Below are 26,470 nucleotides of genomic sequence, written 5' to 3'. Positions count from 1 at the left end.
AATTATTTCTGCAGGAAACCATTATAGATTTGGTTGTATGTTATGCTATTACAAAGTCGGATTGTTGTTCCGACCTTGTAATAGATGATTTGAATTGCTAAAAACCAAAAATACTTACCAATTAGGATTTTGATCCAATAGAGGGTTAATATCAATTTCATTTCCCGGAATAGGCCATAAATAATCTTTATTTTCTACGAATACTTTTTTGAAAAATACTTTTTCCAGTCGAAAATCATAAATATCATTATTAAGCCCAAAAATAGGATCATTGGTATGAGCAACATGCCATCTTTTAACATCGAAGTAGAGATGACCTTCGAACATTAGTTCACGGTAACGCTCCAACCATATATTCCTACGCATGTCATCTTTCGATAAACCGTTGGGCAAATCAACAAGTTGGGCTCTGTTTCTGACCCTGTTCAATGCATTATAGACTTGGGAAACTGCTCCGCTAGCCTCATTTTTGACTTCGGCGTACATTAGAAGAACATCTGCAAACCGGATTAGAGGATAATTCATCTGACTGTCTTCCCGGTATAAAAGATGGACATCTCCTTCAGTTACAAATTTTCGAATAAGTATTTTTGCATCGGCAGAATATGTGGTTGCAATTGCCGGGGGATTTGCAGATATGTAATTTGTTTGGGGCCAGTAAAGCATGCGGGTTATTCCCCCTGCACCTACATAAGTAGAACCGGGTAGAATCGCACTTTTATGCAGCCTGGGATCAGCGTTGGCAAAAGTAGCCTGATACCAGGGTATCAGTGCCTTGCCATGTTCGAGGTCATTCGGATAACTGCTTCGTTTGGGTATGGTTGAAAGGTCGATACTGCTGCCGTCGAGATTCGTAAATACATAAAGCGACTGTGAAGACATGTTGGCACGGTCTCCCCCGGTAGCAGCGGTCGAGCGATTCCCATACCATCGGTCAAACGAGCTTCCAAGGTTTTCAAGATTCACATATTGCAGTTCGAAAACCGATTCTACATTGTTTTTATGGTTTATGCTGAAATTATGCGCATAATCTTGAACAAGGTCGTATGAGAATGGAGAACTGAGTAATTTTTCAAACTGTACAACCGCGTTCTCCCATTGTTTATCGTACATGTACGTTTTACCAAGCATAGCAATTGCTGCACCTTTGGTGATCCTTCCCACATCGGCTGCCGAAGAATAGGATACTGGCAACCGGTTTATAGCATCCTGAAAATCGCTTATAATCAATTGTTTTACCTCTTCTTCGGAGTTCCTGGGCAGATAGGTTTCGCTAACAGGAGTAGGTTTATCCAAAATAACTACTTTCCCGAACAGATTCCATAAATAAAAATAGCAGATCCCTCGCATAAACTTTGCTTCACCAATTAATCTTTCCCTCAATTCTGCGGAAACGTTTTCGTTTCCGTCTAATCCGGCAATAATATCGTTAGCATATACGATCGGACGGTAAAAATTCCTGTAGTTGCTTAATATTTCGGTGTCTCTTGTCGTTGCCAGACCTTTTGCATGACTTAAACCGTAGGCAGCGCGCCCATGTTCATAACTTTCAGGACCCAGATTTGTTACGTAGTTATAAAAACTTACTTCAAAAGATCTGTTTGCCAGTACATTATAAACGCCGTTTATAGCATAAGTGGCATTGGCGTCAGATGAATATATCATTGTGGTAGAAAATCCATCATACGGGGTGGTATCCAGAAATCCGTCATTGCAACCGGAGTTGGACAGGACGAATAATATCAGAATAGCGAAAATATATATTTTCTTTTTCATCTTCTTTTACGTTTTAAAAATTAAAAACTAATATTCAATCCCATTGAAAATGTCTTACTTAATGGATAAGTTTGGTCACCTCCTGCACTCGGCAATTCAACTTCAGGATCATTCGTAGGCCATTTGGTAAATGTGAAATAGTTTTCAAGGTTGATAAAAAACCTTAACTTCTCTATTTTTACCGTCTGGATAAGACTCTTTGGTAGATTATATCCCAATTGTATAGCCCTTATTTTAAGGAAAGCAGCACTTCTGAGATAATAATCTGAAATCTGATCATTTTGGGGATTGGAGAAATAAACCTTGGGAATGGTTGTACTCGGATTTTTCTCAGTCCAGGCGTTTATGTACTCTTTTGGCCATTGGTAACCTTCCTGATGGTTCAAGCTGTACAACGAATTTCTCAGGTACTTATCCCACCCGGCAACGCCGTCAAACTGCATATTAAAATCGAATCCGTTGTAAGTTAAGCCCAAATTACCGCCATAAGTATACAGAGGGATAGGGTTTCCTTTCAATACACGATCTTTATCGTCCCCAATAACTTTGTCATCATTGTTGTTCTTATAGAGCAAATCTCCTTTCCCCGGTGTAGAGGGGTAAAATGTATAACCATTGGCCAAAAGCTGGTTAATCTCAGCATCATCCTGAATGATATGGTCAACCTCTTTTAACCAGTATATGCCAATAGGATGTCCTTCGGTCCAGGCTTGATAATCCCCGCGTGGATCTATAAGGTCCCCTCTGTATTTCAGGATTTTGTTCTTATTATAGCTGAAATTAGCGTTGGCGTTTACTCCCAATTTACCGATATTAAACCGGTAACCAGCTTCTAATTCAATTCCTTGATTCTGAACTTTTGCCGAGTTTACCCTTGGGGCTGTAATACCTCCATTTACGTTGGGTATGGGCAGTTTTGCCAGAATGTTCTTTGTGATTTTGTTATAATAATTTATGGTAAGTGACAATGATTTAAATAACCTCATGTCTGTTCCAAAATTCAAAATATCGGTAGCTTCCCAGGTTATTAATGAATTTCCAAATGAGTTGTAAACCAATCCAGGAACAATAACGTCGTTAAAATTATAATTTGCAGCTTCATAAAATGACTGCCATTCGTAGTTGCCGATGCCATTGTTGCCAAGTTCTCCGTATGAAGCCCGTAACTTTAGGAAGTCGAATACGGGGAGCGCTGATTTCCAGAAATTTTCTTCAGAAATGATCCATCCTGCCGAGAATGAAGGAAATAATCCCCACCGGTTATTTGGTGAAAATCTTGAAGAACCATCATATCTCAGGTTCGATTCGAACAAATACCTATCTTTGAAACTATACGACAGACGTCCGAAAAAAGATTGCATACTGTAATCTGTACCATTTCCGCCTACCTGAGGATCGGTTGAGCCAGCATCCAGTACATTCGTATCGTAAGTTAAAAGGTTACTTATCGCTCCGTTAAAATAATAATTCTCATAATATTCGGAGTTGTATCCTGCCAGTATTTTGAGATTATGATGATTAATAATTGTATTATAGTCTGCGTAAAGATCAAATATATTCCTTTCATTTCGCCTTGATTCATTCGTTAATGTCAGCCGACTCCCTGCAGTATTATTTATACCAACTTTGTCTGTTTGGAAATTCCACTGATCAGAATAAACCCGGCCACTCCATCTTTCCTGTTGGTTATAATCCACAAAATAGCTGGAGGTAATAGACAATCCTCTAAAAGGACTCACAACCGCATAGATTTTAGCCTGTAACTGCGTGTTTTTAGTTTCCCCACGCGCATTTTCAACTGTCATCAGCGGATTGTTGGCCCCTCCTTCACCCGCCAAAAGCTGTCCTGACCCAAATCTTCCATCTGCGTGTTTGGGTACCACAGCCGGAGTGGTGGCTCTCATCCATTGAAAACCATTTGCAACTGTTGCTGGTTCAGCTTTTGTACGGTTTAAAGTTATGTTGTTACCTATTTTCAACCAATTATTTACTTTGTAATCAAGATTATTCTTGAAATTTATTTTCTGAAAACCCGTATTTGGAATTAGTCCGTTATCATCAAAATAACTAACAGAACTGTAAAACCCGATTCTTTCATTGCCTCCCCGTGCTGAAAAATTATGGGTTATTATAAAATTATCTTTGATCAGGGCTTGCATCCAATTTGTATTGGGATACTTAATAGGATCTGTTACTGACCCTTTTCTCCATTCTTCAATATATTCCTTTGGAAATTTTTCAGACATATTTGAATTTACCCTCATCATATTCACCAGAGTCATATAATCCACGGTATTACTCACCAGATTCTCAACTTGAGACGGAGTTTTGAACCCGAGAAGATTGTTATAATTAAATGTTACTTTTCCATTTGAATCTTTTCCTGTTTTGGTAGTAATTAGAATTACCCCATTGGATGCTCTGGACCCATAAATTGCCGATGATGCGGCATCTTTTAATATAGAAACAGAAGCTACATCATTAGGATTGACAGAGTTAATATCTGAAACCTGTCCGTCAATCAGGATTAGAGGGGTTGAACTGGCGTTGAGAGAGCCAACACCTCTGATACTTATTTGCCCTTCGCTGTTATCACTTGGTAAACCATTAATTTGTTGTATACGAACGCCTGATGAAGTTCCGGATAGTAATGTTGATACGTTGGTCAACGATCTGTTTTGAACTGTATTACTCTCAAAGTCAACAGAAGAAACAGCACCAATTAGATTCACTTTCTTTTGGGATCCATATCCAACAGCTACGATTTCTTCCAAACCAATAGCTTCTTCTTCCATCACAATATTCAGAATTGATCTTCTTCCTACTGGTATTTCCTGCGATTTCATCCCTACGTAAGTCAGTTGTAATACCACGTTATCACTCACTCCCGAGAGGGTGAAATTCCCATCGGAATCCGTGATTGTACCATGTGAAGGCATTCCTTTTTCTACCACAGTGGCACCGATAATGGGTTCTTTATTTGTATCGGTTATTTTTCCCGTTATCGTCCGACCTTGTTGTTGTATATTCTGGATTGACTGGGCTACGGCTGTTACATTTTGGTGGACTTTTTTTGAAAGAACGATGTAATCATTCTCAAAATGGTAGCCAATATCTGTATTGGAGAAGGCTGTATTGAGATAAGATGATACCTGATCAGCATTTTGTTTGAGATTTATTATTCGGTTGGTATCTACTTCCCGGTTGCTATAAACGACTAAATAGTCAGTCTGTTTCTCAATCTCATTGATTAACTGCCCAATAGTGACAGAACTTGTCTTTAATTCAATAATTGCATCTTGTGCATTAGAATTGAAAGCCATCATTTGGAAAGTGAAGGCAAATATAAAAAGTAAGCAGATTTTCATGACCTTAAATAAATAATTATGATCGTTTCTTTTTGTTAAAGAAGGATCCGATGAAATGTTTATTTTCATACATTTGTGTCTTTAAAGTGAATACTAAATTGATAGTTGGTTTTTTGCTTTAATCTTAGCGACGAGTGTTGGAGCACTTGTCGCTTTTTATTTTACTTCTTGATTATTTCTCATAGACATTTCTACATTAAATGGTTAGTTGATTAATTTATTTTGTTAAAGTGATTATATTATTTTCTTTATCTCTCTCAATTTTGAATGATTGAATTTTTTGTAAAATACGTAAGATCTCATCAATACCATCTCGTTGACGGAATTTTCCGGTATATTTTACATTGAAGATTTCAGGGTCCTCTACTACAATCTTTACGTCGTAATAAAGTTGCAATTTTTCAATAATGGTAATTAAACGTTCATTGGTAAAAGCGTAGATTCCATTTTTCCAAAGCATATGCTCTGGATTAAGGGTATTAGTAACGGCCATATTATTCCCATAGACGATTACTTGTTCGTTCGGTTTCAAAATGATACTGTTCTTTTTATCCTTATTCTGGGTTACCTTCACAGAACCTTCAATCAGGTCCGTTTGGATATAACCTGCATCGGGATAACTATAGACATTGAATTGTGTTCCCAGTACTTTCATATCGATATGTTGGGTGGATACAATAAAGGGGCGTTTTTTCTCTTGCGCCACATCGAAAAATGCCTCACCTGTAATCTCAACTTCTCGGTTCTTTTTAGAAAAATGAGATGGATATTTTAGTGTAGATTGTGCATTCAGCCAGACTTCCGTTCCGTCTTGTAGCGTTATTTGGGCACGCTGTCCGGCCGGAACATATAATGTATTTATCGCCGTTTCCGTAGCATTCCCCGATAAATATAGTGTAGTCCAGATGGATGAAGCTATGAGAATAAGGGCTATTGCCGCATATTTTGCAATATTCACCAAAAGTTTTCTCTGGGTATTTTGTTTGATGCGGGAATCAAACAGCTTGAAATACTTGAGACCTTCATTCCGGTCGGAAGGATGGATTGAGAGTTGTGAAACCGCACTCAGGTTCTGCAAACGAATAAATTCAGCTTTTAACTGATTGTCGTTTTCAATGCGGTGAATCAATTCCAATCGCTCTTCGACCGGTAATTCGTTTGAAAAATATTGCAAGAGTTGTTCGTCCATTTTAATGCTTGTTATATATAAAACGAATAAAGAATAAAAATCCGCTAAAGGAGGTTGAAATTTATTGAGAAAAATCAAATAAAGAAGAAAAGAAAGAGTAGTGTGCAGTCTTTTAAAGACTCTTTTAGTTTCTTGTAGGCAATGGCCATCTGGCTTTCCACGGTGTTTATGGATATGTTCAATTCCTGGGCGATCAGTTTCTGTTTTTTTCCCTCAATCTTGTTCATTACAAAGATCTCCCTGCATTTTTCCGGCAGATTTTCTATGGCTTTTTGAATAATGGCATCGATATCGGGTTCATTAAGAAACTTATTCTCTAATGCTTCAAGTGATTCGGATTTTAGTTTCAACGTACGGATATATTCGGATTGTATTTCCTCTGCGGCTTGTTGTTCAAGTGTCTTTCTCCGGAGAAAATCGACACACCTGTTTTTTAATATCATAAACAGGAATCCGTTGAGATTGACAAAAGAAGAGAATTCCAACTGTTTCTCCCAAAGTTCGAAAAAAATATCCTGTACAATATTTTCCGCATCCTCCTCGCGGATCACATACTGTTGGGCGAAGCGCTTCATCCTTGCATAAAAGGAAACATACACTTCTTCAAATTGAGCCTTATATGTGGATATGGCACGCATTGAATATTATTTTTGTTTTTTGAGATATGAATGCCAAAAATACAAAAAATATCACAATCGGTGCAAATTGGGCTGAATTTAAGAACAAGCCAACTTTTTAGAATGCAGTAGAGCTATTGTGAAAATGTTATTCCGCCCCACCTCCCAAGGCTCGGTATAAATTAACAGAATACTGCAATTGCTCAAGCTTATCAGTTACCTCACCAAGTTGTGCGGAGAGGAAGTTTTGTTCTGCCGTGAGCACTTCGGTGTAGTTGGCTTCGCCGGCAATGAGCAACTCTTTCGTATACTCCACAGCGTTTTGAGATGAGTTTACTTGTTCCTGACGGATACTGTTTTTTCTGACGGATGATTCATAAGAAAACAAAATATCCGATACTTCTTGTCCTGCCCGCAGGACGGTATTCTCAAAAGTGATCAGGGCTGCTTCCTGTCGCGCTTCCGCTATTTTGAGGTTTCCTTTCAATTGTCCCCTGTTGAAAATGGGTTGGGTTATGCCCCCGATCACATTGGCCAATAGGTTCTCGCTGCTGAAAAAATTGCTGAAGCCCGGTGCCACGAAGCCTATCATCGAACCGGCATTCAGTGTGATGGAGGGATAAAAACTGGCCTGTGCCGCATTCGTCAACTCAAAAGCAGAACGGAAGTCAAGCTCTGCCTGCATTACATCGGGACGTCTTGCCAACAGCTGGGCGGGAACGCCTGTCGACAGTTTTGTTGGGACTGTCTGGGCTTCGAACGAGGAGCGTTCTATTGTTCCGGATTCACGTCCAAGCATCACAGAAATAGCATTTTCCATCTGGTGGATGGCACTCTCCAAATCGTAGATGCTTAATTTTGTCCTCAACATGAGTGCACGGCTCTGTTCCACGGCTGCTTCATTCACATTCTGCATCCCCGCCTCTTTCAGGGCCATCATCGTTTCCACATTTTCTTCCAATAGCCGGACCGTTTCTGTTGTGATGCCCAGTTGCTCGTCGAGCGCCAGCAGCGAGTAGTATGAGGTGGCAATATTGGCGATGAGTGAGCTCTGGATGAGGTTCCTATAAGAATGGCTTTGCAGGAATAAGGCATATTTAGATCTCGACTGTCGATTCAGTTTTCCCCATATATCCAGTTCCCATGAGGCAGCAATCCCCAATGAGACGTTTTGCGAGTTGTAGCCGAGTGTCTTGTCGGCACTGCTCGTTGTAGTGTTGGTAACTTGTCCTGTAAGCGCTACCGTGGGGAAATAGGCGGATCGTGCCATATTCAGATTTGCCTCGGCCTGACGGATGGTGGTCACGGCTACCTGCAGGTCAGCATTGTTATTGAGGGCTTCTTCAATCAATCCAACCAGATAGCTGTCGTTGAAAAATTCTCTCCAGGGGATATCGGCAATGGTCGTTGTGTCGCCGGAAAAACTATTGCTAATATCGTTCCTGTATAGGTTGGATGTCTCTATCTCAGGTGTTTGGTAGCGGTTCATCACCTGACAAGAGGAGAATCCCAGGAGCAGGAAGACGATTCCCGTGAAAATGGCCGGCATGAAAATGGCCTTTTTATCTTTTTTCATCACTTGGTTGGTTTATAGCGTCATCACTTATGTTCACGAGGCCCGATTTTACGAATTTATCATGCATCGTCTGGAAGATGATATACAATGAAGGAATGACCAATACGCCCAGTATGGTTCCGATCAGCATACCGCCAATGGCACTGATACCGATGGAGCGGTTTCCTACCGAGCCTGCACCCGTGGCGAAAAACAGCGGTGTCAACCCGGCGATGAAAGCAAACGACGTCATCAGGATAGGACGCAGACGGGCCACCGCCCCTTTTACGGCTGCCTCCACGATATGCATTCCCTGCCTTCGTCGCTGGATGGCGAATTCCACAATGAGGATGGCATTCTTGGCCAGCAGACCGATGAGCATGATCAGGGAGATCTGCACGTATATGTTATTGGTGATACCTTGGTGTACCCCGAATATTTTTAGAAAGATGAATACCCCTGCCAGACCGACCGGCAGCGAGAGAATTACCGCAAGCGGTATAATATAACTCTCATAAAGGGCACAAAGGAGAAGATATACGAATATCAGGCAGAGCATAAAGATAAGCAATGTTTGATTGCCGCTATGGACTTCCTCTCGCGTCATCCCCGTATATTCGAAGCCGTATCCCACCGGAAGCTCGTCCGCTCCCATCCGGTCGGTCAGCGCTATCACGTCTCCCGTGCTGTATCCCGCACTGGCATTGGGGATAACGGTGACGTCCATCGACGTGTACATATTGTACCGGGTGTAGGATTGCGGTCCTGAAAAGTCGGTGATCGTCAGGTATTCGGTGATGGGTGACATCTCACCCGACGCCGTTTTCACAAAAAGAGCTTCCAAGTCGTCCATATTCTTGCGGAATTCGGGAGAAGCCTGTATGATCACGCGGTAGGGTTTTCCGTACAAGGTGAAGTTGGAAGTGTACATACTCCCGATGTACATTTGCAGGGTAGCCAATATGTTATTGAGTTGCAACCCCGCCTCCTTTACCTTGGCGATATCCACTTCTATCTGTTTTTGGGGAAAGTTGGGATTGAAAGTGGTATAGGCGGTCAGTACCTGGTCCGTGGCCTGCAGCTTGCCCAGGAAATCCTGTGTGACATCGAAGAAATCGTAGATATTTCCCCCTGTCCTGTCCTGCATCTTCAGCTCCACGCCGCTGCTCAACCCAAAACCTCTCAAGGTGGGGGCGCTGAACACCGTAAACGAGGCACCAACGATAGAACTTGTTTTTTCAGTCAGAACGGTCACAATATCGGCTGCGGTTCTCTTGCGTTCTTTCCAGGGTTTCAGTTTGACCATCAATGTGCCATAAGGGCTACCCAGACCACTGATAAAATTGACCCCTGTGATATTGGAGATATGGGCCACCTCCGGTATCTCTTGGGTGATCGCGTATGCTTTCTGCACTATCGAGTCAGTCCTTTCGAGGGATGATCCGGGCGGCAAGGTAATCATACAAAGTACGGAGCCACTATCTTCCTGTGGTACGAATCCGGTAGGCGTGGTTTTCATCAGGAAGAACAATACCAGGGAGAATACCGCGATGATTGTCACAGTGATCCAGCGGTGATTTTTCTTTCCCAGGAAACGTAATGTTTTCTCATATTGATCGGTCAGCTTCTGGAACCATTTGTTGAACCAAGCGGTAAAGCGTTTGAATATGTTCTTCTTTTTCCCGGCTTCCTCCGTATGCGGTGAAGTAAGAAACAAAGCGCTCAACGAAGGACTTAATGTGAGCGCGTTGATGGCCGAAATAAAAATGGCTACTGCCAGCGTCAACCCGAATTGCTTGTAAAAAACACCGCTTGTCCCACCGATAAAACTCACCGGAATAAATACCGATGCCATTACCAGTGTAATGGAGATGATGGCCGGAGCTATTTCCTTTAATGTCAACAGGGTTGCCTCTTTTGCGCTCTTGACACCTTTTTCCAGGTGCGCATGAACCGCTTCCACCACCACGATGGCGTCGTCCACCACAATACCGATGGCAAGGATAAGGGCGAACAGCGTCAGTAGGTTGATGGAAAATCCCATTACCTGCAACACGAAGAAAGTACCTATAATGGCTACCGGCACAGCAATGGCGGGGATCAGGGTAGAGCGGAAACTTTGCAAAAAGATAAAAACTACCAGAAACACCAGTATGAATGCCTCAAAAAGAGTGGAGACCACTTTCTCGATGGAAGCATCCAGAAACTCACTGGCATCCGATACATAGATGTATTGGAAGCCCGGGGGAAACGATGTGGCAGCTTCATCGAGCGTTGATTTAATATTGGCGATCAGCTCGGTAGCGTTGGATCCGGCAATCTGGCTTACCTGCATCACCACCGAAGGGAGGCCGTCGGTAGCGGACTGTACCGCATAGAATAAGGCCCCCAGCTCCACATCCGCCACATCCCCCAACCGGAGTATGTTTCCGTTTTGGGAACGGACAATGATATTTTTGAATTCTTCCACCGATTTCAATCGTCCCGTATATTGGAGGGAATATTCAAAAGTCTGGTCGCTGTTTTGTCCGATGGTGCCCGGGGCTGCTTCCACGTTCTGGTCGTTCAACGCTGCCTGCACTTCTGCCGGAGTCAGGTTATACGATGCCATGAGGTTAGGATTCAGCCATATACGCATGGAGTATGTTTTTGCCCCCATCACACTGGCATCTCCCACGCCCAGTACACGTTTTATCTGGGGAAGCACATTGATGTCGGTATAATTCTGAATAAACGCTTGGTCGTGATCCGGGTTGGTGGACGAAAAAGATATTGTCAGCACGTTGTCACTCTGCTGTTTCACCACATTCACCCCGGACCGGGTAACCTCAGCGGGTAGAAGCGATGTGGCCTGGCTTACCCTGTTTTGCACCATCACGGCCGCGATGTCCTGGTCGACTCCCGGTTCGAAATAGACGGTAATACTTCCCGAGCCGGAGTTGGATGAGGTGGAAGTCATATAAGTCATGCCTTCCACTCCGTTGATCTGTTCTTCCAGGGGGATGATCACGCTGTTCATCACCACTTCCGCGCTCGCTCCGCTATAATTGGTGGATACGCGGATGGTGGGAGGTGAAATGTTGGGATATTGCTCCACGGGGAGGGTGACCAATCCGATGATACCCAGCACTACTATCAGAATGGAAATCACGGTGGCAAGCACCGGCCTTTCTACAAATATCTTCAGCATATTATTGCGTTTTTATTTTTCGTGCATTGCCCAGTGTGGCTATGCCATCCACCACGATCCGCTCCCCTTCGGACAAACCGGAGGTCACGGCATAATGCTTGCCATCGGGCAAAGGAAGTACCGTTATGATTGTTTGCACGGTGGAGTCGTTTTCGTTGGCCGCATCTTTTACAACCTTATACAATACCACTTTGTCCTGTTGGGTGAAAGTGGCTTTTTGCGGTATGACAAAAACATCATTCAACTCCCTGGGGATCGCTATCCTGCCGCTGGCCCCGCTTCTGAGCATGCCACCCTTATTGGGGAAGTTCGCACGAAGGCTTATGGCGCCTGTCTGGGAATTTACAATACCGGAGATGGCGGTTATTTTCCCTTTTTCGGGGTAAGTGGTTCCATTCGCCAAGAGGAGGGAGACCTCGGGAAGATGGTGTATCTTTTCGGCCTGGGTATCTCCTTCGATCGTCTCCAATAAGGATGCCAGCGCCCTTTCGTTCAGCGAAAAATAAGCATAGGTCGTCTGGGTCTTCGAGATGGTGGTCAGGGTGGAGGCGTTGGTCACCATATTTCCACTACGGTAGGGAATGGAACCCACGATACCGTCGATTGGGCTGGTGACGGTGGTCCATCCCGAAGTGGCCTGTGCCGTGCGCAGTGCGATCCGGGCTGCTTCGTGCGCCGCCTGTGCCGCGGTATAAGCGTTCTCATAGGTTTGCAGCTGCACTCCGCTGACAATATTTTTTTCGGCGAGGGGGCGTATGCGTTCCACATTCAGCCGGGCTGTGCCAAGGGCGGCGTTTGCGCTTTCCAATGCTGATTTTGCCGAAGCCAGATCCTGTTCAGAGGTGGGAGAATTGATAGAGAACAGGGGCTGTCCCTTTTTTACCACAGCACCCTCTTCGATATATACCTTGTCGACATATCCGCTTACCCGCGGCTTGATTTCCGCATCCTCTTCTCCTCTCAATATGACGGGAAACACTGATTCCAACACGGCGGTTTGCTTTGTAAGTTCTTGTACAGGATAAACCCGTGCCGATAACGCGTTCGCGTTATTCTTTGACTTATTTCCGCAAGCGGTTGTAAATAGCATTACCAAGAGCGCCGCTGAAAAAAAACAGATGTAATTTTTTATTGTATGATTCATAAATAATTGACGATTTCACATCGTATAAAGTAATGAAATAACCCAACATAAAAGGAATAAATAGATGGATTTAATAACCTACTTCTTTTATCCAATCCATTCTAAGTGCACAAAATTAAACTTAATCTCCCGATTTTCCAAAAAAAATCGACGAACCGCCTATTAGGTTTATTAGACATTTTCTTTTGGGATCATAAGGTTGTCCATGGTAATTATTGGGTAATTTGATTTATTGATTTTCATTTGAACTATTTCATCATGCGCGATAGAACTCTTTCATGCTGAGGTGAGGTGAGCAATGGGGGCTGAAGTGGCTTAAGCTAAAAATTCCGACGCCTGGGAGAAAACGTTGCTGAAGGCATTGTTCAGGGAAGGAATGTCTCTTGTTGTATGCGGAAAAGGATTTTCGTGGGTGTAGGGAAATGGAAAATCGAGCAGTTGAATGGTGGACTCCGCATTTTTTTTGCCCAGTGCCTCCAATACACCGTGATAGGGGATAACATGATCATTGGACAGGGCGATTCCCCTGATCTTTTCTTTGAAACGTGCGAAAAATTTTTCACGCTCTGAACGAAGCCTTTCCGGGGTGATCATTTGTAAAAAAGCGTTGAAAGCTTTGTCTCGTTCCCATAAAGGAGCTTCTTCGTTCCCGAAGCTGTAGATGTAATAATGTTGCAGCTTCTCAAAGGCAGGTTTGTCGAGGATGCTTCTTGATATGCCGAACATGGAGCGAAAAATACTCCCGCCACAGAACATAAAAAGGCGTGAGTCGGAAAAAAGACCTTTTTCATTGGCCATGAGGGCGACCTGTGACAGGAAGGCGCCGATCGAATAGGCGAAGATATCTATCTTTGAATCTTCCTTAAAAAGGGGATGACGTCCGTTTTTTATTTCTTCGAACAATACTGTCAAGTCTGCCCAGGTTTGCCTTCCCGACAGGTAAAATCGCTCCGGACTTTGACTGATGCGCTCACTGAGTGCCACGTTGGCATAGCTGATGGTCCGTTCGTCGGTATATTTCTCTTTCCGGAAATTGAGTAGACTGATCAGGCTGCGTGGATTTGACCATGTGATGGGTGCCCGGTTTATATGGAATGCAATAGGAAACAGTATTATGGGTTTGCCGGTATTGAGGCATAAAAATTCTGCCCAGGGGAGGTATTTATTCCAGTTCCGCTCATTCAATCCATGGAGAAGAAGGATAGCTTCCTCTTGCTTAGGTTTGCCTGAAGGAGTAAATACCGGATATTCAAACGAGAAGTTTTCAACGATATCACTGTCCGTACTTTGCAGCGTGCCGCCTGTTTCATCGGTTGAATGGCTGTTGAAACGAAAAAAACGTATATCGATATTCGTTTCTTCTACATGAGAGTCGACCCCCTGCCTGAAACAGGTGTTTAATGCGACATATCGTTCATTGTAATTCATCATAATCCTTCAATTAATTAGCGGTTGTCCGCCTGTTTACTGCGCTATAGCGCTATTTTTCAACAAATAAACAGGCTTTTCCCATGGTGTGCAAATCAAAGGGAAAATTGCAATGAAAATGGGACAAAATCTCATATATGGGGTGAAATCGATTATTTAGGGGTGAAAAAAATCGTAGGAAGATCTGATTATTTTGGTAAGTCGCCAATAAAAATTTACATTTGTGAGCAGATAATTCATTTTTATGATGGACGAGATTCCCGCATATTTATATGAAAAGAAAAACAGTATAAGAACAATCCTTTTTACGGCGCTGTTTGCTTTGCTGTTTATCAATCTCTTTCAGCCCTTCGGTTCCCGTGACTGGTATCCCGGTGTATCCGATATTAAATATTTTGCCTTTTCGAGCCTTATCATCCTTACCGGTATGTTGGTAGTCGTAATCAGCCGGATAATTCTTACAGCCTACTCTAAAAAACGGGATATACTCTATTGGCATTATGCCTTGTGGATATTGTGCGAGATAGTGGCGATGGCTATCTTCTATACGCTTTTTTCCAAGTTTTTTCCCAAAGACGGTATTGAGAGGGATATCTCCGAGATTTTCCGGCAGAGCCTCTTCAATACGGCATTGGTGCTATTATTACCCTATGCCATTACCTGGTTATATTTTTCATGGAAAGAGAAAACTACCCTCCTGGAACGTATTGAAGAAGAGAGATTGACCGATACCCGTCCCAAAACATTGATCGCATTCCACGATGAGAAAGGTGACCTGAAAATATCGGTGATGCTGGAAAATCTGCTCTATATTGAGTCCGCAGATAACTATGCGACCATCTATTACCTGAATAAATCGGGCGTGTCGCAATTCCTATTGCGTAACTCACTGAAATGGATGGACGAACATCTCACTCAGGAAACCCCTTTAGTCCGTTGCCATCGCTCTTATATCGTGAATATGGACAAGGTGAAGATACTGAAAAAGATAAAAGGTGGAATCGTATTGGAGCTTGATGAGGGCCACACGCCCGATATTCCTGTCTCAAAGACTTATTATGAGTCGTTTATGCATAAATTTTCACATTATTCGGTTTAGATAGAGTAAAGAATAAAGAGTAAAGAGTAAAGACTTTTAGAACCTATCCACCTATCCACTTAGGCACTCAGGCACCTAATCACTTAGACACTCAGGCACCTAACCACCTAATCACTCAGCCACTCAGGCACTCAGGCACCTTATAATAAAAAAACTGCAGGAAATAAGGGCTAAATCGCTAAATTCGTATTACTTTTGTAATTGCAGCAGGTCGGTTTGTCGCTTCCCGCCAGGCGGGAGGAGGAAAGTCCGGGCAACACAGAGCGCCATACTTCCTAACGGGAAGCTGTCCGTGAGGGCAGATAAGCGTAACAGAAAACAACCGCCCCGGCCTTGTGTCGGGGTAAGGGTGAAAAGGTGAGGTAAGAGCTCACCGGGCGTTGCAGTAATGCAGTGCGCCGTACGCATTATGGGTTGCAAGGCCATGTATATCGGATTTTTAGGGTTGCTCGCCCGATGCCGAGGGGTAGGCCGCTAAAGGAGGGTGGCGACATTTCTCCGTAGATAAATGACAAACGTCCGATTCGTCGGTTACAGAACCCGGCTTACAGACCAGCTGCTTTTTTTAAAATTCAATTTCATTAGGCGTTTTCTGCGCTCGGCAAAACAAATAAATTTGTTCTGCTCTTGCTTAACGAAAACGTTCAATTTCATTAGGCGTTTTCTCGCCATGACATAGCTCAAGCAAGCTTGGCTCTGTTCATTTGGCTTAACGAAAACGTTCTTTTTAGAACAGTTGCGCTTTCGCGTCTCTCTATCCGGAGACGGGCAATGGTGCTCCTGCAAGAGTTGAGCTATTAAAATCATGGCGAGAAAAAAAAAGAGATACGAACCGGAAGATGAAAAGCCTGGCAGGCTTGAACTGTTGAGGATCAAGATAAAACAATTGATCCACTTCCTCACTTACGGTATCTGGCGCCAGAATCCTGAAACGCTCTCGGGCAAGAAGAATATCCTGTATGATGCCATAAAAACGGTCATGCTCACCGTGCGGAATGTGCAGGAACTGGATATCGCAGCCAGCGCCCGTTCACTTACCTATAGGACACTCCTCTCTATTGTGCCGCTTTTAGCCATCATCTTCGCGATTGCCCGTGGATTTGGAATTGAGAATATTATGGAGAGTAGTATCTTCAATTTTATGTTGGGAAACAGGCCCTCGGAGGAGATGGTCGTTGCGGCACCCGGGTCAGGTGCTGATAGTACGATCGCTGTGGTTCCCGGAGCCGGTGTCATGGATACGATCTATAAGGCAAATGAGACGGTACCCGCGGGGCCTGCTTTTTCGACAGGTATAAGTGACGAAGAAGAAGCCTCTGCTGAAGGAAGGACACGCGAGATCTTGGATCTCCTCTTCCAGATTATTGAGAATTCGCTCGAAGAGGCGAAAGGGGGCGGTGTATTTGCCGGGATAGGTATCTTACTGTTCCTCTATACCATTCTCATACTTTTTAATGATATAGAGAGGAACCTGAATAAAATATGGCAAGTGGGTAAAGGCAGGGGTATCGGACGTAAGGTGACCGATTATACTGCCATGGTGCTCTTCATGCCCATCTTCTTTATTCTGGTCAACGCGCTCAACATTCTCAGCTATCCGCAAAACGATACACTCAAGATCATCTATATCCTTTATCCTTTTATTCCCCGCTTACTGGATATTGTGCCTTTTGTAGTCATAATTCTGTTATTCACGTCATTATACAAGTTTCTGCCGTATACAAAGGTGAAATTCATGAATGCGTTGATCGCGGGGATCGTTGCCGGAACGGCATTCCAGTTTTTCCAGATGCTTTATCTGGGCGGTCAGATGTGGATCACTCGTTATAACGCTATTTACGGTACATTTGCCGCCATCCCCCTCATGTTACTGTGGATACAGATGTCGTGGTTCATCGTGTTGATTGGCGCGGAGGTCTCCTATGCGGCGCAGAATGTGCGCAAGTTCTCGTTTGAAAAGGAAACACGCAATATTAGCCGGCGGTACAGGGATTTTTTCACATTGATGATCGCCTCGGAGATTGTGCAACGTTTTGCAGACGAAAAGCCGCCCCTCACCGCTGATCAGATATCGGTCAGATGTAAGGTGCCGGGACGGCTTACCAATGATATCCTGGACCAATTGGTTGAACTGAATATTATTTCGGTGACGCCTTCCGCGGGTGATGAGCGTGTGCCTGCCTTCCAGCCCGCCATGGATATCAGTTTGATTACGGTGGGCCGGTTAGTTTCCGAATTGGATGTGCAGGGATCGGAAGATTTCCTGATTGATATCGACGATGATTATCAGGAGCACTGGAAAGCGTTGATGGACACGCGTATGGGTCTCCATGGGGGAAACAGCGATCTCCTGCTGAAAGATCTTTGAGCCACTGCAGGCATAAAAATAAAAATGATTATCTTTGCAAGTCATAGCAATATAGTACTTTTCTATTAAACCACATGAGTTTTATCAGTTCCATAGAAAGTGTAGGAGAATATGCCCTGTTGATGAAAAGGGTGCTTACTATTCCGGATAGGATGAGTGAATTCCTGAAGGAGTTCGTGAAAGGAGTCTATTTTTTAGGGGTTAACTCTATCTGGATTGTGGTGATCATTTCCTTCTTCATCGGTGCCGTTATTGTGATGCAGATCGGGTTGAACATCGATTCACCGATGCTGCCCCGCTTTACGGTCGGTGCGGTGTCGCGGGAGATCATCCTGTTGGAGTTCTCGTCCACCATCATGTGCCTTATCCTGGCCGGCAAGGTGGGGTCGAATGTGGCTTCGGAAATAGGAACTATGCGCATCACCGAGCAAATAGACGCGTTAGACATCATGGGCGTGAATTCTGCCAATTATCTGATATTGCCTAAGATAGCTTCATTCGTCGCTTTTATGCCGGTATTGGTGGTTTTCAGTATGTTTACAGGGCTTATCGGCGGCTATGTCATCTGTCACACGTTGGGAGTTCCTTCGGTGGATACCTATGTGTATGGCATCCAGGCATTCTTCAGGGAGTCGCTGGTATGGTATTCTATTGTGAAATCGATGATGTTTGGTTTTATTATTGCCTCGGTAGCCGCCTATTTTGGGTATAATGCCAAGGGAGGCGCTTTGGAAGTGGGACAGGCCAGCACCAATTCCGTGGTGATCAACAGCGTGTTGATACTGGTATGGGATTTAGTGTACACACAGTTGGCGCTGGGATAAAGGAATGCCGTTATGATAGAGGTGAAAAATTTGAGTAAGGAATTTGACGGTGAAGTTGTCCTTGACAATATCAATGCTTCCTTCGACAATGGGATGGTGAATATGATCATTGGCAAGAGCGGTTCGGGAAAGACGGTCTTGCTGAAATGCCTTGTCGGATTGATTGTCCCTACTTCAGGTGAGATACGCTACGACGGAAAAAATTTTATAGGGATTAAATCAAGGGAGTTGAGCCGTATCCGGCGCGATTTAGGAATGCTCTTTCAGGGTGCCGCGCTCTTTGACTCGAGGACTGTCCTCGAAAATGTGATGTTCCCGCTCGACATGTTTTCAAGGAAGAATAAACGGGAGCGTAAAAAACGGGCTGAATTCTGTCTGGAAAGGGTGGAATTGCTCGATGCGGCCAATCTATATCCTTCTGAAATCAGTGGTGGCATGAAGAAAAGGGCGGCCATCGCGAGGGCCATCGCGTTGAATCCGAAATATCTTTTTTGCGATGAACCCAATTCGGGTCTCGATCCAAAGACATCCCAGCTCATCGACGAGTTGATCTATAATCTGACAAAAGATTTCTCGATGACTACCATCGTGGTCTCGCACGATATGAATTCGGTAATCAATATCGGTGACAAAGTGATCTTTATCAATGAAGGTGTTAAGGAGTGGGAAGGGAACAAGTCGGAAGTAATGGGTACAGACAACGAAAAGCTGAATGATTTCGTGTTTGCGTCGGACCTTTTCAAAAAGATCAAGGAAGCGGAAGAGGAAAAGTGAAGAAGTGGGAAGGTGCTTAGGTGGTTAAGAGAACAATTTCACGGTCAACGTTGTTTGTTCGGTAGTTATTCGGTAGTTATTCAATTGTAATTCGGTGGTATTTGAGCTATCCCGCACGGCGGGAAATAACAGCGAAGCGAATAACTCCCGCAAAGCGGAAATAACTATCGAATAACGCGAAGCAAAGCAAATAACGATTGAATAACTGTACAACCAAATTATTTATACAATAAAAAGTAATATAATATAGTATGTTAAAGATAAAGAACCTGCATGCAGTTGTAGAAGAGCAGGAGATATTGAAAGGGATCGATCTGGAAGTGAAAGCCGGAGAAGTACATGCGGTGATGGGACCGAACGGATCCGGAAAAAGTACCCTGGCTTCTGTATTGGCAGGTAATCCGAAATTCGAAGTTACGCGCGGCAGTATTCTTTTTAAAGGAAAGGAATTGCTGGAGATGGAGCCCGAAGACCGGGCTCGTGAGGGATTATTCCTTAGTTTTCAGTATCCGGTAGAGATCCCCGGGGTGAGTATGGTTAATTTTATGCGCGCCGCGGTCAATGAGCAACGAAAATACAGGAATGAAGAGCCGATTTCGGCTACCGATTTCCTGAAATTAATGCGTGATAAACGGGAACTGTTGGGTATGGACAGCCAGTTGGTAAGCCGGTCGGTAAACGAAGGTTTCTCGGGAGGCGAAAAGAAGAAAAACGAGATCTTCCAGATGGCGATGATCAATCCGCTGTTGTCCATCCTCGATGAGACCGATTCCGGGCTCGATATCGATGCCCTCAGGGTCGTCGCTGCCGGTGTGAACAAGTTACAGACCAAAGAGAACGCCACTATTCTCATCACGCACTATCAGCGTCTGCTGGAATATATCAAACCCGATTTCGTGCATGTGTTATATGCCGGTAAAATTATCAAATCAGGAGGACCGGAACTCGCGTTGGAACTTGAAAAGAAAGGATACGATTGGCTCATAAGGCCGTAACCCCGCAACCCCCAGATAAAAATGATTGAACAACAATATATAGACCTGTTTAAGCAGTATCGCGGTGAGTTGGACGCCAATTCGGTAGAAGGAATGAACAGGCATCGGGATGCAGCTTTTGAAATATTTGCAGAGATAGGATTTCCGTCTCTAAAGCAGGAAGAGTATAAACACTCGAATATCAAACGCTGTTTTGATGCGGATCTGGGATTGAACCTCCGGAATATTCCTGTTGCGGTGAACCCCTATGATGCATTCAAATGTGATGTGCCCAATCTCTCTACATATACCTATTTCCTTATCAACGACAGGTATTACGATAAAGCAGAGCAAACAGAAAATTTGCCAAGTGGCGTTTTTGTAGGCAGTTTACAACAGTTTGCAAAAGAATACCCTATCCAGTTTGATGCGCATTACGCACAGATTGCCAATATGTCTGATAACGGCATAGTGGCTTATAACACCCTGTTTGCACAGGATGGTTTTGTAGTGTATGTGCCCAAAAACGTAGAAGTTGAGAAACCGTTGCAGTTGATCAATATCCTGCGTGGAGGGGTAGATCTTAACGTGAACCGGAGAATTCTGATCATCGCGGAAGAGAATGCTCATGTGAAGCTGCTTGTCTGTGACCATGCCGTGGACGATGTCCACTTCGTGGTGACCCAGGTAGTCGAGATCTCTGCCGGTGCTTCGGCTCAGGTCGATTTTTATGAGTTGGAGGAGAACTCTGAAAAGGTGACACGCCTGAATAATGTCTTCAGTGAGCAAAAAGAGAACTCCAATGTGGTTACGAGCGGTATTACTCTTCACAACGGATATACGCGTAATAATTACCGTTTTCGTTTGTTAGGTGAGCATGCCGAGGCGCACGCGGGAGGATTGGCTATTTGCGATAAAACACAACATATCGATAACTTTGCCTTTCTTGATCATGCGGTACCCAACTGTACCAGCAATGAACTCTTTAAGAATGTGTTGAAGGATAAGGCGACCGGTGTTTTCTGCGGAAAGATATTGGTGGAGAAAGATGCACAGAAAACACAGGCGTACCAGACAAACCGTAACCTGGTTTCGTCCGATACAGCACAAATGTTTTCCAAGCCCCAACTGGAGATATATGCCGATGATGTAAAATGTTCCCATGGTCTTACTACCGGCCAACTCGATGAAGATGCCCTGTTCTACATGCGTGCGCGGGGGATCGACAAGGAAGAGGCCCGCTTGTTGCTTATGGTAGCATTTACGCGTGACGTGGTGGATATGGTTCGTATTCCTGTGCTGCAGGAACGTCTGATCACCCTTATCGACAAACGGTTTCGCGGTGAACTGATGCGTTGTGGAAATTGTGCCGTTTGTAAGTAATTCAATTCAATAGTTATTCGCACTTCGTGCGTTATTCGCTTCGCGTTATTCAGCTTCGCTGTTATTTCCCGCTTTGCGGGATAGTACAACCGAACAGCAACTGAATAACAACCGAATAACAACTGAATAACAACCGAATAACAACTGAACAACAACCGAATAACAACCGAATAACAACCGAATAACAACCGAATAACAACCGAATAACAACCGAATAACAATTGAACAACAACCGAATAACAATTGAAAAATATAGATAAAATACGTACCGATTTCCCGATACTTTCACGGGAAGTATATGGTAAGCCGTTGGTCTATTTTGATAATGCTGCGACGACCCAAAAACCGCGGTGTGTCATGGATAAGATCAACGAGATGTACACTACTGTGAATGCCAATGTGCACAGGGGGGTACATTTTCTTAGCCAGGCCGCGACGGATGAGCATGAAGCTTCACGTAGGATGGTGCAGAAGTTTCTCAATGCAACTTCTTCCAATGAGATCGTCTTCACCCGTGGCGCTACGGAATCGATTAATTTGGTTGCATCGTCCTTTTGCAGGAATTTCTGCAATGAGGGTGATGAGTTGTTAATCACAGCCATGGAGCATCATTCCAATATTGTTCCCTGGCAGTTGCAATGTGGGTATTATGGACTGAAACTAAAAGTAGTCCCTATCAATTCCGAGGGTGAGTTGATACTGGAAGAGTTGGAGAAAAAAATCACTTCCCGTACCAAGTTGGTTGCTGTCACCCATATTTCTAATGTATTGGGAACAGTCAACCCGGTTAACCAGATCGTGGAAATAGCCCACAAGCATGACATCCCTGTGCTTATAGATGCAGCACAGAGCGTGCAGCACCGAAAAGTGGACGTGCAGGAAATCGATTGCGATTTTCTGGTCTTCTCTTCGCATAAAGTGTATGGACCGACCGGCGTTGGTGTATTATATGGGAAAGAGAAGTGGCTCGATGCATTACCCCCATACCAGGGCGGGGGAGAGATGATCTCCAGTGTTTCGTTTCAGAAAACCACTTTTAATGTGCTCCCGTTTAAATTCGAAGCGGGAACCCCTGATTTTGTGGGTACGGCAGCACTGGCTTCGGCACTTCAATATATCTCTTCCATAGGGATAGAGAATATTGATCGCTATGAGCATGAATTGCTCCGGTATGCTACTGAAAAATTACTCGCCATATCAGGACTACGTATTCTGGGAAATGCTTTTGATAAGAGTAGTGTGATTTCTTTTCTGGTGGATGGAATCCATCCCTACGATATGGGGACGCTGCTCGACAAAATGGGGATTGCCGTCCGTACCGGACACCATTGTGCCGAACCGTTGATGAGGGAGTTGGGAGTGGAAGGCACCGTTCGTGCTTCTTTTGCTTTCTATAATATCAAAGAGGAGATTGATATACTTGTAAAAGGTATTCAAAGGATCGTTGAGATGTTTGGATAGAATAAAGACTTGGGCACTTTTATTCAATAATTCAACGTTCTAATATTGGTCATTTAATAATTGGTCATTTGCAGTTCTGAGATGCAAAAACAGTTCCAAGGGCAGGATAGAAATGAAGATCACGCTTTATTCATCTTGTTGAAAAAGAGGGATAAAGATGCCTTTGCGGTGATATACCAAAAATATCACCGGTATCTCTATTCATTGGCGCTGAAATATTTAAAAAGCACACAAATGGCAGAAGATGCCGTACAACATGTGTTCGTGAAATTGTGGGAGTCCACCTCCGATATCCAGATAGAAATCAATTTAAAGAACTATCTTTACACGATGACAAAGAATTATATCCTGAATATGATTCGTGATCACAAGGAGGCCGTTTCGCTGAATTATGTCAATGCGCAGATCGATATACCTGTATCTGAGGATATATTGAGGGAAATGGAAGAAAAGCAGATGCATGAAATACTTTACAAATGTATCGAGCAGCTTCCGCCTCAAAAAAAGGAAATTTGTATGCGAAAGTTGAAAACATCTGACAGTAACCAGGAGATTGCTGATAAGATGGGAATATCGGTCCATACCGTGAAGTCCCATTATCAGGAATCTTTGAAAATATTGCGGTCTTACTTTCAACAGATTAAGATGTTATTATTATAAAATATACGTCCGGACTCATTTCTTTTGGTAGGATATGTGTCTATATAATAAGAAGTGGAAAGGTGGATCAAAAGTCTTGAATCTTGGTTCTTGACTCTAAAAGTCTTTATTGAATGCAATTATCGGACAGAAATATTATTAACCGTGTGATAGCCGAATCGGCTTCGAAGGAAGAAGCTGTAGAGCTAATCGATTGGTTCTCTTCTACGGTAGAGGGGCAACAATGTCTGTCGGATATGCTCGACAGGGATGCTTATCTCATGGAGAGTGAGCCTGATCCCGGTAAATCATTTACTTCCATACAGTCCGACCTTCTCTACAAAAAGATAGACAGGAGTATCTACCAAAACCGTTTCAGGAAAAGTTGGCTTAGGGTAGCTGTCATTCTCTTGCCGATAGTGGTTGTTTCCGGGTTGGGGTTTTACCTGAGCAGGCAAACCGAGCTTTTCTCAGAAACAACCTATTCTGAAGTATATGTTCCTAAAGGGGAGGATGCGCGTATCTTTTTTCAGGATGGTACTGAGGTATTCCTGAATGCAGATACCCGGATCCGTTATCCTAATAAATTCGGGGTACGGAAAAGAGAGGTCTATCTCGATGGAGAGGCTTATTTTAATGTGGCTTCTAACCGTAAACGACCTTTTGTTGTAAAAGCACAACATACAGAGACTGAGGTATTGGGTACCTCCTTTAATGTAAGGGCCTACGGCAACAGCAATACTATTGAGGTGGTATTGGATGAAGGGAGAACCTCTTTTCACGTCTATGAAAACAACTATCCGATGTTACCCGGTCAGAAAATAGAGTATGATAAGTCCACCGGAAGGACGACTTTACGAAATCTGATCAACCCTTCCAATGCCTCCTTGTGGAAGAAAAACATACTTCACTTCTATGATACCCCCCTTGCCGATGTGATAAAAGAATTGGAAAGAAGATTCGACGTGCAATTCCAGGTGCAAAATGCGGAGGCATTGGATTACAGTTATACCCTTACAACCAAACAACCCGGTATTGAAAATGTACTGAAAGAACTTCAAAAAATATCTCCTGTAAAATTTAAAATTGAAGGCGATATGATTTCTGTTTCTATCTGATTCCATGATAAATTTCATAAGGGGGAGGTCTTTCTATTTGTTATTCTATCAGTTCTAAATGTGTAAATGTGCAACTTGTTTATTATTAGATGGAATATTATGTAAAAAAAAGGACACCATGTGTGTTGATTTATTATATTAATCGTTAAAAAAATATCCGGATCCGTTTTTAAGTAATACTTATAAATAGTTCATATGTAGACTGCTTCAGTATTTAACCTTAGTTAAAATCAAAAAATAAATGTCGTCTATGTTAAATAGATAAAAAATAATGTCCTTTTTTTGATATTTAGAAAAGTCGACGTACCTTTGACACGGTTTTTTAAAGAACATATGTGTATTTCGCTGTAAAATAAATATTTAGTTCGTGATTTAAATTATAGTGACGTTTTGCTAAAATTCTATTTCACAGGTTAGTTAAAAAATAGCGGATTATACATGAAGCCTAGAATGAGGCAGATAGCCCGGTTAAAAAATCATCTTCATGAACTCGTATCATACGATCTGCAATTTCAACCTGCAGACCTCAATGCCCGACTCAAAAAAGATTTTTATAGGTAGTTTCAGAGAATAAATCCTGAATAAATTGTGTAACAATATATGCAAGGATATTTTCTCCTGATATAATTCAGGCAGAAGTGTCCATAAAGTGAAATGAAATGTCTTTTATATGTAAATTTGGAAGAGTCGGCCGTTAAATAGACTACATAAAGAAATAAACACTTTAATAATTAATTCAAAATGAAAACAAAAAACTTTCTTTCAATTGCCGCTTTAGTGATTTGCGGCTTAGTGTGTGTGAACAGTGTGAAAGGTTCGACTCCTCCGACACAAACAGCGGATGAGGTAACCGTAAATATCAGGTTTAAACAAATCCAGTCAATTGTAGTCAATCCGGCTGAGGATCATCAGACGGTTAATCTTGACTATTTTACGTTACAAAATTATCAGGATGGGGTTTCTGTAACGAAGAATGATCATTTAACTGTGTTCAGTTCGGGTGGTTTTCAGGTTAAAGTTAAAGCAGAAAGTCCCGCTTTTACCAGAGTGGGAGGTAGTGAAACAATACAATTAAGTGATATGGTAATACAAGCCTCTAATGGTAGTGGTAATGACAAGACTTATGGAGATGGAGGATTACCTTTGGTTAATTTGTCTACAGGAGAACAAGCCCTTATTGGTTCCTCAACCGGAGGAGGTAATCTTAACTTCAATGTCACTTACGACAATTCAGCTGCCGGAGATGGATTTAAATATATAAATAATCATGTCCGTCCAGAAGAAACATCGGTATATACCGCAACGGTTACTTACTCAATTGTAGCCATCTGAAATACCTGCACTGAATATATGTGAGGAGGAGAGAGGTGATCTCTGTTGATTTGCTTCTCTCCAATTCCTGTTATAATATTCAATGAAGATATTATATGATTATCCGCAATATGACCTATTGTAAATTTTCGATTTGAAATCGGGGCTGTACGAGACAGCGGCAATGACCAGCCTGTCGAAAAGTTTGTCCGGGAAGAATCTCCGGTTAAACTTATAACAGAATTCATTGAG

At 43.1% G+C, this 26,470-nt stretch carries 17 protein-coding genes, 1 other RNA gene and 2 pseudogenes; 11 read left to right on the top strand and 9 right to left on the bottom strand.

The genetic code is table 11. The annotated features are described in order from the left end of the window. Positions 1-114: 114 nt before the first annotated feature. The 8 genes from ABV001_RS13265 to ABV001_RS13230 form a co-directional block, all read right to left on the bottom strand. On the bottom strand, positions 115-1,776 hold the full coding sequence (locus tag ABV001_RS13265; RefSeq protein ID WP_352423247.1) for a RagB/SusD family nutrient uptake outer membrane protein: 1,662 nt from the start codon (positions 1,774-1,776) through the stop codon (positions 115-117). A 20-nt stretch (positions 1,777-1,796) separates the two neighbouring features. Next, complete coding sequence (locus ABV001_RS13260; RefSeq protein WP_352423246.1) at positions 1,797-5,213, bottom strand: SusC/RagA family TonB-linked outer membrane protein; 3,417 nt, start codon at positions 5,211-5,213, stop codon at positions 1,797-1,799. Between the two features lie 148 nt (positions 5,214-5,361). Continuing rightward, positions 5,362-6,333: a FecR family protein gene (locus ABV001_RS13255; protein WP_352423245.1), complete on the bottom strand. Its 972-nt coding sequence runs from the start codon at positions 6,331-6,333 to the stop codon at positions 5,362-5,364. Between the two features lie 74 nt (positions 6,334-6,407). Next, positions 6,408-6,971, bottom strand: coding sequence for an RNA polymerase sigma-70 factor (locus tag ABV001_RS13250; protein ID WP_352423244.1), 564 nt, complete (start codon positions 6,969-6,971; stop codon positions 6,408-6,410). Positions 6,972-7,098: 127 nt separating this feature from the next. Beyond that, on the bottom strand, positions 7,099-8,526 hold the full coding sequence (locus ABV001_RS13245; RefSeq protein WP_352423243.1) for an efflux transporter outer membrane subunit: 1,428 nt from the start codon (positions 8,524-8,526) through the stop codon (positions 7,099-7,101). After that, on the bottom strand, positions 8,513-11,695 hold the full coding sequence (locus tag ABV001_RS13240; RefSeq protein WP_352423242.1) for an efflux RND transporter permease subunit: 3,183 nt from the start codon (positions 11,693-11,695) through the stop codon (positions 8,513-8,515). The genes ABV001_RS13245 and ABV001_RS13240 overlap by 14 nt, the downstream gene beginning before the upstream one ends. Position 11,696: 1 nt before the next feature. Beyond that, positions 11,697-12,839, bottom strand: coding sequence for an efflux RND transporter periplasmic adaptor subunit (locus ABV001_RS13235; protein WP_352423241.1), 1,143 nt, complete (start codon positions 12,837-12,839; stop codon positions 11,697-11,699). Between the two features lie 315 nt (positions 12,840-13,154). Then, the gene (locus ABV001_RS13230) at positions 13,155-14,270 is read right to left on the bottom strand and encodes a DUF6051 family protein (RefSeq protein WP_352423240.1); all 1,116 of its coding nucleotides are present in this window, start codon (positions 14,268-14,270) and stop codon (positions 13,155-13,157) included. 241 nt (positions 14,271-14,511) lie between these two features. Here ABV001_RS13230 and ABV001_RS13225 point away from each other — a divergent pair, with 241 nt between their 5' ends. The 11 genes and pseudogenes from ABV001_RS13225 to ABV001_RS13175 all read left to right on the top strand — a co-directional run bounded on the left by ABV001_RS13225 (position 14,512) and on the right by ABV001_RS13175 (position 26,239). Next, the gene (locus tag ABV001_RS13225) at positions 14,512-15,366 is read left to right on the top strand and encodes a LytR/AlgR family response regulator transcription factor (protein WP_352423239.1); all 855 of its coding nucleotides are present in this window, start codon (positions 14,512-14,514) and stop codon (positions 15,364-15,366) included. A 203-nt stretch (positions 15,367-15,569) separates the two neighbouring features. Further along, positions 15,570-15,930, top strand: an RNA gene (gene rnpB, locus ABV001_RS13220) — RNase P RNA component class A. Between the two features lie 241 nt (positions 15,931-16,171). Continuing rightward, positions 16,172-17,305: pseudogene (locus ABV001_RS13215) on the top strand (YihY/virulence factor BrkB family protein); the annotation flags it as partial. Between the two features lie 503 nt (positions 17,306-17,808). Then, positions 17,809-18,558: an MlaE family ABC transporter permease gene (locus ABV001_RS13210; protein WP_352423237.1), complete on the top strand. Its 750-nt coding sequence runs from the start codon at positions 17,809-17,811 to the stop codon at positions 18,556-18,558. Positions 18,559-18,570: 12 nt separating this feature from the next. Next, positions 18,571-19,332, top strand: coding sequence for an ABC transporter ATP-binding protein (locus tag ABV001_RS13205; protein ID WP_352423236.1), 762 nt, complete (start codon positions 18,571-18,573; stop codon positions 19,330-19,332). A gap of 251 nt (positions 19,333-19,583) precedes the next feature. Continuing rightward, positions 19,584-20,327, top strand: a complete 744-nt coding sequence (gene sufC, locus ABV001_RS13200; protein ID WP_323425491.1) for a Fe-S cluster assembly ATPase SufC — start codon at positions 19,584-19,586, stop codon at positions 20,325-20,327. Positions 20,328-20,348: 21 nt separating this feature from the next. Next, positions 20,349-21,689 (top strand): Fe-S cluster assembly protein SufD, encoded by a 1,341-nt coding sequence (gene sufD, locus ABV001_RS13195; RefSeq protein WP_352423235.1) that lies wholly within the window; start codon positions 20,349-20,351, stop codon positions 21,687-21,689. A 243-nt stretch (positions 21,690-21,932) separates the two neighbouring features. Beyond that, positions 21,933-23,150, top strand: coding sequence for an aminotransferase class V-fold PLP-dependent enzyme (locus ABV001_RS13190; protein WP_352423234.1), 1,218 nt, complete (start codon positions 21,933-21,935; stop codon positions 23,148-23,150). A gap of 81 nt (positions 23,151-23,231) precedes the next feature. Continuing rightward, the gene (locus ABV001_RS13185; protein WP_323425488.1) at positions 23,232-23,810 is read left to right on the top strand and encodes an RNA polymerase sigma-70 factor; all 579 of its coding nucleotides are present in this window, start codon (positions 23,232-23,234) and stop codon (positions 23,808-23,810) included. 113 nt (positions 23,811-23,923) lie between these two features. Beyond that, on the top strand, positions 23,924-24,907 hold the full coding sequence (locus tag ABV001_RS13180) for a FecR family protein (protein ID WP_352423233.1): 984 nt from the start codon (positions 23,924-23,926) through the stop codon (positions 24,905-24,907). 741 nt (positions 24,908-25,648) lie between these two features. Next, positions 25,649-26,239 (top strand): hypothetical protein, encoded by a 591-nt coding sequence (locus ABV001_RS13175; RefSeq protein WP_352423232.1) that lies wholly within the window; start codon positions 25,649-25,651, stop codon positions 26,237-26,239. A gap of 99 nt (positions 26,240-26,338) precedes the next feature. Here the strand turns inward: ABV001_RS13175 and ABV001_RS13170 are convergent. Further along, positions 26,339-26,470, bottom strand: a pseudogene (locus tag ABV001_RS13170) (IS1595 family transposase); the annotation flags it as partial.

Origin of the sequence: Proteiniphilum sp., from assembly GCF_040307845.1 — a bacterium.
In the GTDB taxonomy this organism is placed as follows: Bacteria; Bacteroidota; Bacteroidia; order Bacteroidales; family Dysgonomonadaceae; genus Proteiniphilum.
Note: the sequence above shows the minus strand (reverse complement) of the source record. Positions and strands in the feature narration are given on the sequence as shown.